The organism is Paraburkholderia sp. GAS33, from assembly GCF_050436645.1.
GTDB classification, from domain to species: domain Bacteria; phylum Pseudomonadota; class Gammaproteobacteria; order Burkholderiales; family Burkholderiaceae; genus Paraburkholderia; species Paraburkholderia phenazinium_B.
Genome location: NZ_JBNDMP010000002.1, coordinates 571,177 through 583,199 on the forward strand (window position 1 = coordinate 571,177; position 12,023 = coordinate 583,199).

Annotated in this window: 7 protein-coding genes; 1 reads left to right on the forward strand and 6 read right to left on the reverse strand. The window is 61.9% G+C overall.

From position 1 onward, the window contains the following. Positions 1-2 precede the first annotated feature (2 nt). The 4 genes from P3T24_RS08955 to glnA all read right to left on the reverse strand — a co-directional run bounded on the left by P3T24_RS08955 (position 3) and on the right by glnA (position 6,574). Positions 3-2,168 carry a prolyl oligopeptidase family serine peptidase gene (locus P3T24_RS08955; protein ID WP_429433873.1) on the reverse strand — a complete coding sequence of 722 codons (2,166 nt, stop codon included), beginning with the start codon at positions 2,166-2,168 and terminating at the stop codon, positions 3-5. A gap of 110 nt (positions 2,169-2,278) precedes the next feature. Further along, positions 2,279-3,793, reverse strand: coding sequence for a nitrogen regulation protein NR(I) (gene ntrC / locus P3T24_RS08960; RefSeq protein WP_074264130.1), 1,515 nt, complete (start codon positions 3,791-3,793; stop codon positions 2,279-2,281). 45 nt (positions 3,794-3,838) lie between these two features. Further along, on the reverse strand, positions 3,839-4,981 hold the full coding sequence (glnL, locus tag P3T24_RS08965; RefSeq protein ID WP_074264129.1) for a nitrogen regulation protein NR(II): 1,143 nt from the start codon (positions 4,979-4,981) through the stop codon (positions 3,839-3,841). A 177-nt stretch (positions 4,982-5,158) separates the two neighbouring features. Continuing rightward, positions 5,159-6,574 carry a type I glutamate--ammonia ligase gene (glnA, locus tag P3T24_RS08970; protein WP_074264128.1) on the reverse strand — a complete coding sequence of 472 codons (1,416 nt, stop codon included), beginning with the start codon at positions 6,572-6,574 and terminating at the stop codon, positions 5,159-5,161. A gap of 457 nt (positions 6,575-7,031) precedes the next feature. Between glnA and P3T24_RS08975 the strand changes: the two genes are divergently transcribed. Then, positions 7,032-7,496: a rhodanese-like domain-containing protein gene (locus tag P3T24_RS08975; RefSeq protein WP_074264127.1), complete on the forward strand. Its 465-nt coding sequence runs from the start codon at positions 7,032-7,034 to the stop codon at positions 7,494-7,496. Between the two features lie 168 nt (positions 7,497-7,664). On the opposite strand, the gene P3T24_RS08980 is transcribed toward P3T24_RS08975, so the two are convergent. After that, positions 7,665-10,604, reverse strand: a complete 2,940-nt coding sequence (locus P3T24_RS08980) for a GH92 family glycosyl hydrolase (RefSeq protein ID WP_429433876.1) — start codon at positions 10,602-10,604, stop codon at positions 7,665-7,667. Positions 10,605-11,162: 558 nt separating this feature from the next. Next, positions 11,163-12,008: a competence/damage-inducible protein A gene (locus P3T24_RS08985; RefSeq protein WP_429433879.1), complete on the reverse strand. Its 846-nt coding sequence runs from the start codon at positions 12,006-12,008 to the stop codon at positions 11,163-11,165. Between the last annotated feature and the right edge of the window lie 15 nt (positions 12,009-12,023).

A 12,023-nucleotide genomic window follows, 5' to 3' on the forward strand; every position in this document is an offset into this window, starting at 1 on the left:
GTCTAGGCGGCCTCTGTGCCGCCCAGGCAGGTCCACAGGAAGTCATACTCCATCGCATCGTGGACGGCCTGCTCCAGTTCATCCGAGCCGCCGCCATGCCCGCCGTCCGTATCTTCCCGATACCACACACGCTCTGCCCCCAGCGCCTGCATGCGTGCCACCATCTTGCGCGCGTGCCCCGGATGGACCCGATCGTCGCTCGTCGAGGTCGTGAACAGCACCGGCGGATACTGCACCCCGGCGCTCACGTGGTGATACGGCGAGTAGGCTGCGAGCACGCGGGCCTCGTCCGGCTCGTCGGGATCGCCATACTCGTCGATCCATGATGCGCCGGCATGCAGCAGGTGATAGCGGCTCATATCGAGCAGCGGCACTTCGCACACCACCGCACTGAAAAGATCGGGGCGCTGCACCATGCACGCCGCCACCAGCAAGCCGCCGTTGCTGCCGCCCCTGATGCCCAGTTGCGCTGCCGTGGTCACGCCATCGGCGATGAGCGCCTCGCCTACCGCGATGAAATCGTCGAAGGAGCGCTGCCGGTTTTCCGCTTGTGCCGCGCGATGCCATTCGGTGCCGAACTCGCCACCGCCGCGAATATGTGCGACTACAAACACGCCGCCCTGTGCGAGCCAGCCAATCCCAGGTCCGGTCAGATAGCTCGGCGTGAGCGGAATGGCGAAGCCGCCGTAGCCAGTCAACAGACACGGACGAGCCTGTGCTGAGCCGCCCGCATGCGATGCCGTTTCGAGCAGCGCGCGCGGACCGATGACCGTATATGGCACACGTGTACCGTCGGCGGATTGCGCGTGGCCTCGCTTGACCGTATAAGGCGTCGCGTCGAACTGGGTCGGCCACCGGTCGAGCAATTCCCATTCGGCGAGATCGTCGCGCGCCAGATCGGCGAGCCAGTATTCGGGCGGCAGCAGGTAATCGTCGACATCGACATACACCTCGTCATTGAGCGTTGGTTCGATGGGCGACACGTCGACCTGCGAGCTCGCGCGCGCCGGAAACGCGCGCGAGTGCCACTCCCATGCACCGTCCTCGCTCTGCTGCGGTTGCCAGAGAACTGTCTTGCTCTGCACGTCGTCCAGATACGAGACGATCAGATGATGTCGCGTGTGAGTCCAGTCGCACGCCGAGGTCTGTGCGTTCGGCGTGAAGAGCGGCACGAAGCGACGTTCGCCCGCCAGAAATTCGCGCTCGCGGATCGCCAGCAGCGCGCCGCCCGGATAGTGTGCGTCTTCCAGGGACCAGTCGAGGCGCGGCTCGAACAGCAACCAGCCTTCCCACGCGCCCACGCCCACATGCGTGGGAACGTCGTAGCGCTGCCACGCGCCGGCGGCATCGAGGTAGAAGGTTTCGGAATCGAAAAAGTCGACGCTGCGGGACGCCGTATGCCGCCGATCGATCGGATCGTAGTCCGCGTCGACACTGATGTCGTCGAACTCGCCGCGAAACACCACCGGTGCCTCGGCGAGCGAAGTGCCGCGCGACCAGCGCCGCACTTCGCGCGGATAGCCCGAGCGCGTCAACGACTTGCCGCCTTTGTCCCAGCGCAGGTACGCGCTGTCGCGGTCGATCCACGAAACCGTGTGCTTGCCGGCCTTGGCAACGACAAAGCCATCGCTCAGAAAACGCTGCGCGTCGATATCGAATTCCCGCACCACCACGGCGTCCGAACCGCCCGGCGACAGGGTCACGAGCGCACGGTCACCATCGGGATAGAGGATGTCCAGTTCGACGCACACCCACGGCGTGCCTTCGGCCGCCCCAAGTGCATCGAAATCGAGCAGGTTTTGCCACGCCGGCGTACCCGCCCGCCAGCTCGCCCATGAGGTGCGCCGCCAGATGCCCTTGGGGTTGTGTTCGTCCTGCCACAGGTCGTACGCCCAGTCTTGCCAGCGATCCGGGATCACCGGCCGCTCGCGCGGCAAATAAGCCTCGGCCAGTTGCTGTCTGAGGGTCTCGAAGCGCGCGCTGCTGCACCATGCGGCACGCGTGCGGGCATTCTGCTGCTCGACCCAGGCCAGCACGGCAGTATCGTCGAGCGATTCGAGCGACAGGAAAGGATCGGGAGACTGAGGCCAGTGAACGGAAACCGGGGATGCAGCGGATGCCGGGGACGTTGGGAAACCCTGAGAAGTCGAAGCGAAAGCAGCAGGCATGGTAGACCGTCGTAACTGAACAACGACGATTATGCCTTGTGACGCGCTACACGCTATATGCCGAAAGGACGACGCCAACCGGCGCCATCCCTTCTCCAGTCAAACTCATCTCAAGGTTCGAGGTTGAGTTCCTGAATCTTGCGCGTAATGGTATTGCGACCAATGCCCAGCCGCTCGGCGGCTTCGACCTTGCGGCCACGGGTGAAATCGAGCGCTTCGCGGATCACTGCGGCCTCAAAGCGTCGTGCAAGCTCATCCATCACATCGGGCGCGTTCTCACGCAGCATCCGGGCGACTTCCGTACGCAACCCGCTCTCCCACGCACTGACGGCGACCGCCACCGGCATCCCGGGCATCGACGCTACATGCGACGGCAGCGCTGCGCCGTTCGCGGCCGTCTGCCCCGCGATGCCACTCGCCGGATCGCCGCCCAGCACGCCACCCGCTGCGATCTCCGAAGCGCCCGCCTGAGCCGGCACCAGATCCGGCGGCAAATCCTTGATCTCGATGGTCTGCGCCGGCGCCATCACGGTCAGCCAGTTGGCAAGATTCTCGAGTTGCCGCACATTGCCCTGGAAGGGCAGCGACGCAAGATACGTCAGCGCCTCCTCGGATACCCGCTTCGGCTCGACCCCGAGGTCGCGCGCGCTTTTCTGCAAGAAATGGCGCGTGAGGAGCGGAATGTCTTCGCTGCGCTCGCGCAACGCCGGCAGACGCAAGCGGATCACATTAAGCCGGTGATACAAGTCTTCGCGGAACAGACCCTGACGCACCCGCGATTCGAGATTCTGGTGCGTAGCCGCAATCACGCGCACATTCGCGCGCAATGGGCTGTGCCCCCCAACGCGATAGAACTGGCCATCGGACAGCACCCGCAGCAAACGTGTCTGCAGATCAAACGGCATGTCGCCGATTTCGTCGAGAAACAGCGTGCCATTCTCAGCCTGCTCGAAGCGTCCCTGACGCATCGCCTGCGCGCCGGTAAAGGCGCCGCGCTCATGGCCGAATAGTTCGGACTCCAGCAGATCCTTCGGAATCGCCGCCGTGTTCAATGCGATGAACGGACCGTTCGCGCGTGGGCTATGTCGGTGCAAGGCGCGCGCGACCAGTTCCTTACCGGTGCCTGATTCGCCGGTAATGAGCACGGTTGCCGCAGAATGGGACAGGCGGCCGATGGCACGAAACATATCCTGCATCGCCGGCGCCTGGCCGAGCATTTCCGGTGCATCGGCAACGCGCTCATCCCACGTCTGTTCGCCGCGCACGCTTTCGTCGACGGCGCGGCGAATCAGCTCGACCGCCTTGTCGACGTCGAACGGTTTGGCGAGGTATTCGAAGGCACCGCCCTGAAACGCGGCCACGGCGCTGTCGAGATCCGAGAACGCGGTCATGATGATGACGGGCAAGCCCGGCACCTTTTCGCGCACCGTCTGCAGCAATTCAAGGCCCGAACCGCCGGGCATGCGGATGTCGGAGACCAGCACTTGCGGGCTGTCGTGATCGAGCGCGGCTGCTGCGTCGCGCACGTTAGCAAAGCTGCGCGTCGCGAAGTTCTCGCGAGCGAGCGCCTTCTCGAGTACCCATCGTATCGATTGATCGTCGTCTACTATCCAGATCGGCTTCATATAGTCGGTCAGAAGTCTTTAGGTGCGCTTGTGACGCATGAGGTATTAGCAGTCGAGCGGCAGCAGAATCTGAAACTCGGTGTGGCCCGGACGGCTGTCCACTTCGATCAGTCCATCGTGCTGCTGCACGAAAGTCTGCGCGAGCGTGAGACCCAGACCGCTTCCATCGTCGCGCCCCGAAACGAGCGGATAAAAAATGCGGTCGCGGATGTCTTCTGGAATGCCTGGTCCGTTGTCGATGATATGCAAGTCCAATGCCAGCTTACATAGACGTTTCGCAATGGTGATCTTGCGCGCCACGCGCGTGCGCAATTCGATGCGCGCGTCGCCTTGCGAAATCCGTTCGCGCAACGCTTCAGCCGCGTTGCGCACGATGTTGAGCACGGCCTGGATCAGTTGTTCCTTGTCGCCGCGCAGATCGGGCACGCTCACGTCGTAATCGCGCTCGATGGTGAGACCGCGCGGAAACTCCGCGAGAATCACCGCGCGCACGCGTTCGCATACTTCGTGAATATTCACGTCGCCTACGATGTGCGGATGACGGTGCGGCTCCAGCAGCCGATCGACCAGCGTTTGCAGCCGGTCCGATTCCTTGATGATGACCTGGGTGTACTCGCGCAACTCGTCGCGCTCGCGCACACCCAGTTCGAACTCGAGCAATTGCGCCGCACCGCGAATGCCGCCCAGCGGATTCTTGATCTCATGCGCGAGATTGCGGATCAGTTGCTTGTTGACCGCGGTCAGATCGTTGATACGCTCTTCGCGGTCGGTGCGCAGGTGGCGTTCGTTTTCGAACAGCTCGAGCAAGACAAAATCCGGCGCGCCGTCCAGGTAACCCACAATCGCATGCACATGCAGCGGCTCGTGGCCTTGACGCTCGAGCACCGCATCGAGGTGCGTCGCGTGGAAACGGTGTTCCGCAATCGACGCGACCGTTGCGATCAACTCGTCCGAGTTCGCGAAGATGTCCGGCCACGCCATCTGCGTCAATTGGCGGCGCGACAAATCGAGCATCGCTTCAGCGGATGGATTTGCATACGCGACCCGCAGCGTGCGTTTGTCGAGCACGAGCACGACCGTCGGCAACGCCTCAAACCCCGTCAGCAGCCCCGAATCCGCCAGCTGCGCGTTTTCGGACAACGGCTCGGCATGCCCTTTTCTAGCTTTGATCAGATTCTTCAGAACCATCTTGCAGTCTGGCCGATGAGAGATGGTGGTACAGCAAACCGCCCGCGCTTCGCAAACGTTTCCTGGTGCCTACAAAAAAAGGGACGGCGCCGCCGTCCCTTTGTGACCCGCATTCGATCAGTCACGAGCGTCGGGCGCGCGCTTCGCCACACACATGAGGCGAAGCGCCATCGCCACTTACAGCGAGTAGTACAGTTCGAACTCGACCGGGTGCGTGGTCATACGCACACGTTGCAGTTCGCCTTCCTTCAGTTCCAGGTAAGCGTCGATCATCGCGTCCGTGAACACGCCACCGCGCGTCAGGAACTCGCGATCGGCGTGCAGCGCTTCCAGCGCCTGATCGAGGCCGGCACACACGGTCGGGATCTTTGCATCCTCTTCCGGCGGCAGGTCGTACAGGTTCTTGTCGGCGGCTTCGCCCGGATGGATCTTGTTCTGCACGCCGTCCAGACCTGCCATCATCAGTGCCGAGAAGCACAGGTACGGGTTGGCCAGCGGATCCGGGAAGCGCGTTTCGATACGGCGTCCTTTCGGGTTCGACACGTGCGGAATACGGATCGAAGCCGAGCGGTTACGCGCCGAGTAAGCGAGCTTGACCGGTGCTTCGAAGTGCGGCACAAGACGCTTGTACGAGTTCGTGCCCGGGTTCGTGATGGCGTTCAGCGCGCGAGCGTGCTTGATGATGCCGCCGATGTAGAACAGTGCGAATTCCGACAGGCCAGCGTAACCGTTGCCTGCGAACAGGTTCTGACCGTCCTTCCAGATCGACTGGTGAACGTGCATACCCGAACCGTTGTCGCCGACTACCGGCTTCGGCATGAAGGTGGCCGTTTTGCCGTACGTGTGCGCGACGTTGTGGACGACGTACTTCAGTTGCTGCGTCCAGTCAGCGCGCTGCACCAGCGTCGAGAACTTGGTGCCGATTTCGTTCTGGCCCATACCGCCGACTTCGTGGTGGTGCACTTCGACCGGAATGCCGATCTGTTCGAGCAGCAGACACATTTCCGAGCGGATGTCCTGGAACGAATCGACCGGCGCAACCGGGAAATAGCCACCCTTCGTGCCCGGGCGGTGACCCGTGTTGCCGCCTTCGAATTCCTTGCCCGACGACCACGGTGCTTCTTCCGAACCGATCTTCACGAAGCAGCCCGACATGTCCGTGTTCCACTGGACCGAGTCGAAAATGAAGAATTCAGGTTCCGGACCGAAGTAAGCCGTGTCGCCCAGACCCGAGCTCTTCAGATAGGCTTCAGCGCGCTTTGCCAGCGAGCGCGGATCGCGTTCGTAGCCCTTGCCGTCAGCCGGTTCGACGACGTCGCAAGTCAGCACGAGGGTCGACTCTTCGTAGAACGGGTCGATGAAGGCCGTATCGGCATCCGGCACGAGCAGCATGTCCGACGCTTCGATACCCTTCCATCCGGCAATCGACGAACCGTCAAACGCATGGCCGCTCTCGAACTTGTCCTCGCTGAATGCCGACACCGGCACCGATACGTGCTGTTCTTTGCCGCGTGTGTCGGTAAAACGGAAGTCGACAAACTTGACGTCCTCGTCCTTGACGAGCTGAATGACGTCGGCCACGGATTTACTCATAACCTATCTCCTGATTAACGAATTCGGCGGATTTAGCCGCCGCCCAAATCTAGCTGACCCGTCCCGGCACGTCTACCTCGGATTGATCTCACGCGAAATCAGACGCCGAAAGCCGGTGATCGAATCGATCGGCCACCAATTAAGCAGCTTCTGTGCCATATATGCGCCAAGCCGGCGCAGAGGCCATCTTCACGCGCATTCGCGGGGAATCGTCACACCCCGGAGAGGGTGAACGAGCCCCGAATCTTTAAACCTTCGCACCATCATGGGGCAATCTCGAAATGCGCCTAAGATAGAATCCCCGACTTGGGGCGTTCGCCCTATTTTGCACCACTTTGGAGCAGCGCATCTTCGACTGCGCGTTGCTCTGCAGCGAGGCCGCGCAGCAAGTACGATGCGTCCGCCGAGCCGACCGCCGCGCTAGAATGGTCATTTGGTCCGAAGGAGACTTGCTGTCATGAGTACGCTCGAACAGTTGTATGCCCAGGCCGAAAAACGCCGCCTCGACAACCAGTTGCCCTACGCGGGCGCGCTGTCGCCCGCCGAGGCCTTCGAGCTTCTTCAACTCGATCCGCGCACCCGGCTCGTCGACGTGCGTACGCGCGCAGAACTGGACTGGGTTGGCCGGCCGGTGATCGGCGACGGCCAGTACGCACATGTCGAATGGACCCGTTATCCGGGCGCCGTGCCGAATCAGGAATTCCTCGAGCAACTGGGTCAGGTGGCCGCGAACGATACGCCGGTGTTGCTCCTGTGCCGTAGCGCCGCCCGTTCGAAGCTCGCTGCGATCGCCGCGACTCAGGCCGGTTTCACCAAGGCGTTCGATCTGCTGGAAGGCTTCGAAGGCGACAAGGACGGCCAGGGGCATCGGAAGACGGTCTCGGGATGGTGTTTTCGCGGCTTGCCGTGGATTGGCGCTTAAGGCGCGCGTCCTGAAAACAGAACGCGCCGGCGACGCATTCAGTGCATCGTCGGCACGCGGTGTGACACTGCGATGTCGTGACTGCGGCCCTGCCCGGGTGGCGAATCAGGGCCGCTCGATCATCGGGCGCCGCCGAAGCGGCGTCCAATGATCTCAAAGCGCGCAAATTCAAGGCGCGGCGGCGATACCAAAGACGTGCAACTTGCCCTCGCTCACCTGCCTCGGCAAGGTGACGCTCGCCACCTGCTTGCCCGGTGTCAACGGCACCGTCTGCGCAAACAGATAGGTCTTGACAGCGTTGTTGGTGCCGTCGCCTGCATTGCGGTACGTCGTCGTCAACGCAATGGGGTCCACCGGTGCCGCGCCACCGCCATTGAGCGTCCAGTCGTCGAAGGCGAGCGTGAACGGCGTGGTCGTGCCGTCGGTGTAGGTCACGAGTGCGGCACCCGAGCCCGGTCCGTTGTTGGCCGATCCCAGCAGAACCAGCGTACGGCCTCGCGTGCCAGGCGGCATGGCGATGGTCTGCCCAACCGCCACGGCGTTATCCAGCGGGCCGCCGGACAGGATGAAACTCGCGCCATCGAAGACAAACGGTTTGCCGGGCGCCGCGCCCGCCGTCGTCAACGCCTGCGACGAGTAGCTGTAGAGCGAGCCGTCGAAGTCCGCACCGAGGCCATCCGTATCAGTGCTGCCGTCCGTGCTGATGCCGTGGTTGTTGAAAGCATCCGCCACGCTACGCGCGACCGGCACGCCATAAGACGGAGGCGTGTCGGCAGGGTCCGTGCCCCACTGCGAAGGCGACGAACCCATTGCGAAGTTCAGCGTCGCGCCGTTGGCCAGCGCGTCGACGTCGAGCCACGAACTCTTGTGGGCAGCGCCATTGACCGTCAGGCTTTGCACGTACTTCGCATCGGGTGCGCCAGGTGCATTGATGCGCAGCGTCTTGCCGTTGCCGAGGTGAACGGTAATCGACGAGAACTGCGGGCTGCCGATCGCAAAGCCGCCGACACCTGGAATCTCCGGATAGAGACCCAGTGCGCCCCACACGTACCATCCCGACACGGCGCCCAGATCGTCATTGCCTGGCAAGCCGTTCGGAGCGGTGCTGAAGGCGCTCGCCATGATCTGCTGGACGACATTCTGTGTGCCCGACGGCGAACCCGCCCAGTTATACAGCCAGGGCACCTCGAAGGTCGGTTCGTTGCCCATATAGAAATTGGGCAGGCTCGTCCCCGCGTTCAAGACCGTGAAGAATGTGTTCAGCCGCGATACCACCGTCGCGTTTCCGCCCAGTTCGGCAAACAGTCCAGTCGGGTTGAACGGCACCATCCACGTGTACTGCTCCGCGTTGCCTTCCACGTAGTTGTCGGTGCTGCTCGGCGTCTCCGGAATCCAGCTGCCGTCCGAATTGCGTCCGGAATTCAGCGGCGGCGTCAATGACGTGTTGAGCACGTTCTGCCAGTAGGCCGAACGGCTGCGCAACATCTTCTGGACGTTGGTATTGCCCAGTTCGCCGGCGAACTGCGAAATGGCGAAATCGCTGCTGCCGTACTCCAGCGTCGACGATGCCTGCCCCCATTCGCCGCTTGTGATATAGCCGAACTGCAGATAACTGGCACGGCCGCCATTCGTCGTCACACCGTTGCACGCGGTGCCGGGGATGTTGGCCATCTGGATCATATGGCTCAGGGCGGACGAGGTATCGAACGAGCGCGCGCCGAAGGCGTACGCGCCCGCCACGATTATCGAGCCGGCATCGCCCGGCATCACGCCGTCTTCGACGTTGTCGTTGACCCAATGCGGGATCGCGCCGCACTGGTCGGCATCGTTGACGAGCGACTGCGCCATGTCGCTGGTCTCCTGCGGAAACAGCGTGGCTTTAAGCGGAATCAGCGAGCGGTAGATGTCCCAGCCCGAAAATGCGGTGTACTGCGCGGCATGGCCGGCGCTGACCGTGTGGACTTTCTGGTCGAAGCCGATGTATTGACCATTAATATCGCTGAATACGCTCGGCGCCCATGACGCGTGGTAGAACGCCGTATAAAACTTGGTCAGCGCGGTGGTATCGCGGCTACTCACCTGAATGGCATTGAGGCGCTGATTCCATATTGCGTCGGCCACTGCCTTCACGCCGTCAAAATCCCAGAACGGATTTTCCTTCTCAAGATTGTTTCGGGCATTGGCGACGCTGACGTATGAAATACCGATTTTCATCAGAACAGTCCCGCCTTTACCGAAATTCATTGTAGCGACGCCATTGATAAAGGAAGATGTGGTTGCAAAGGGGCGATTAAACTCCGCATAAAAGTACACCGGAACATTCGTTGCATTGCCGCAAAAATGGCCACCAGTGGTACTACCGGAAATCGTCCGGGCGTCCACCTGGGTGACGGAGCCGGCCACGCTCGTTTCCGTATTCGTGTAGGTCGTGTTGAGCACGAGCGTCGACGGCTGCTGATCCGGATAGGTGAAGCGGCCGAAGCCCGTGCGCAGCGTCGCCGTCAACTCGACCTTGACCTTGTTGTCGAGCAGCACGGAATAAGCGCCTGCCACCGACTTCTCGTTGGCATGGCTAAAGGTCTGTGCGAGCGGCTTGGTGGCGTCGAGCGTCGGCATGACTGGGAATTCGCCGTCGTTGCCGGAGCAACCCGCGCCGCTCATATGCGTGAGGCTGAAGCTCTGGATCGAGCCGATGTCGTAGTAGTAACCGGCCGGAGAGCCGGGCTCCGCGCTGTTCGACGGAGCGGAGGTGGTGTTCGTGTCAGGAGCCCATTGCACCATGCCGTTCGGCAGGCCCGCTGCGGGCACCACGCTGCCGGCCTGGCCTGCGGGCACCGGATTCGGAGAGTTACTGGCCAACGTGCCGATGAGCGGATTGACGTACTGGGTCAACCGCAGGGTACTGTGATCGGCTACGGGTGTTTGCGCGGCATCGTTTGCAGCGGTTGGACTTGAATTGCTGGAACTGGCGTTAGTGTCACTCTGGGACGTCCCATGAAGCTGGTCCGCCGCCACGCCAGCAGACTGACTGCCCGGACTATCTCCTCCACAACCCGTCAAAGAACCAATGATGATCAAAGCGGCCGTTAGACGGCGTAAATCTATCATGGCTATCTCCTGAGTATTGTTGAGTATTTTCTACTTTTGTTTAGTCATCCGAATCGTACATTTGACAATGGACCGAATGACTGAAAGCCATGCTATCCGAGGGATTCGAATGGCGTCAACTGATTATCCGTGGCCGGTTGGTGTTTATTGGAATTTAGTAAACAAACTAAAAGGCTTACGAAATACTCATTAATGCGGTTAATTGAATACACTGGGATTGACGGGTGCTGACGGGATTTATGCAGGAAGCATTCTATTTAACGAGCACCAGGAATTGATGCAATGCGGCGAATTAATCGAATTGACGGAAATCCGCATTAAGCAGCGGCTATTCCCGTGGCATTACTGGGGAGGCGGATCCGGGTTACGCGGCTGCGCGCAGTTTATCGGATAGGGATGCGGCGCACCCCGGCCAGGTGGGTCCGCACGGCGCGCACGATGTAGGCGCGGCGAAGCGGCGTGCGCACGGTAAGTGCCGTGCGCCGCGGACTGCGCGTTGTGCCCGTAATCTGTTCACGCAGCGGTTGTGCAGCACAGCAGCCCGGACAGAGCCGCCGCTTAACTACGCGGCTTGCCCGCGGCCGCTGCTGCTGCCGCCGCTTCCGGCTCGACGATATCTCCACCCAGCAGATGCACGCCTTCGCGCAGCTTCACGAACGCTGCGGCCACGGCCTCCGGCTCGCCCTTCACGCCGAGATCGATATGGCGCCGTGCATAGATGCCGCCGCGCTCGGCATCGCCGACGCTCGGCAGACTGAACACGCGCACGCCTGGGAAATCATGTTCGATCTTCTCCATCAGCGGCGTGAGCGTCGATTCTGGCAACTCGAACACCAGCAAGGACTTTTCCGCGTGCGGCATGGCGTGATGCAGATGCGCGTACTTCGTATCCAGCACCCACTCGATCATCGGCCACGCCATCACCGGGAAGCCCGGCACGAAGTGATGATCGCCTACCGAAAAGCCAGGAATCTTGTTGTAGCCGTTCGGGATGATCGACGCGCCCTGCGGATACGTGCCCATGTTGAGGCGATGGCGGTTCTCCGGCGACTCGAGATCCACAGGATTAGGCGAATTGGCCGGATGAGTGTCGCGAATCCGCTCGCGGATCAGTTCGGCCGCCTCCGGATGCAGCGCGAGCGGCACACCTAGTGCAGCGGCCGCGCACTGACGTGTGTGATCGTCGGGCGTCGCGCCGATGCCGCCCGTCGAGAACACGATGTCGCCCGAGGCGAAGCTGCGCCGCAGCGTGGCCGTGATCCGCTCAGGCTCGTCGCCGATGTACTCTGCCCAGCCGAGCGACAGACCGCGCGCGGTCAGCAGTTCGATGACCTTCGGCAGGTGCTTGTCGACCCGCCTGCCCGACAGGATTTCGTCGCCGATGATGATGACGCCAAATGCCATTGCGGCCTCTCAAAT

Bases quoted from the DNA above. Each gene is read 5' to 3' on its own strand.
- P3T24_RS08955 (WP_429433873.1), bottom strand. From the start codon at position 2,168: ATGCCTGCTGCTTTCGCTTCGACTTCTCAGGGTTTCCCAACGTCCCCG.
- ntrC (WP_074264130.1), bottom strand. From the start codon at position 3,793: ATGAAGCCGATCTGGATAGTAGACGACGATCAATCGATACGATGGGTA.
- glnL (WP_074264129.1), bottom strand. From the start codon at position 4,981: ATGGTTCTGAAGAATCTGATCAAAGCTAGAAAAGGGCATGCCGAGCCG.
- glnA (WP_074264128.1), bottom strand. From the start codon at position 6,574: ATGAGTAAATCCGTGGCCGACGTCATTCAGCTCGTCAAGGACGAGGAC.
- P3T24_RS08975 (WP_074264127.1), top strand. From the start codon at position 7,032: ATGAGTACGCTCGAACAGTTGTATGCCCAGGCCGAAAAACGCCGCCTC.
- P3T24_RS08980 (WP_429433876.1), bottom strand. From the start codon at position 10,604: ATGATAGATTTACGCCGTCTAACGGCCGCTTTGATCATCATTGGTTCT.
- P3T24_RS08985 (WP_429433879.1), bottom strand. From the start codon at position 12,008: ATGGCATTTGGCGTCATCATCATCGGCGACGAAATCCTGTCGGGCAGG.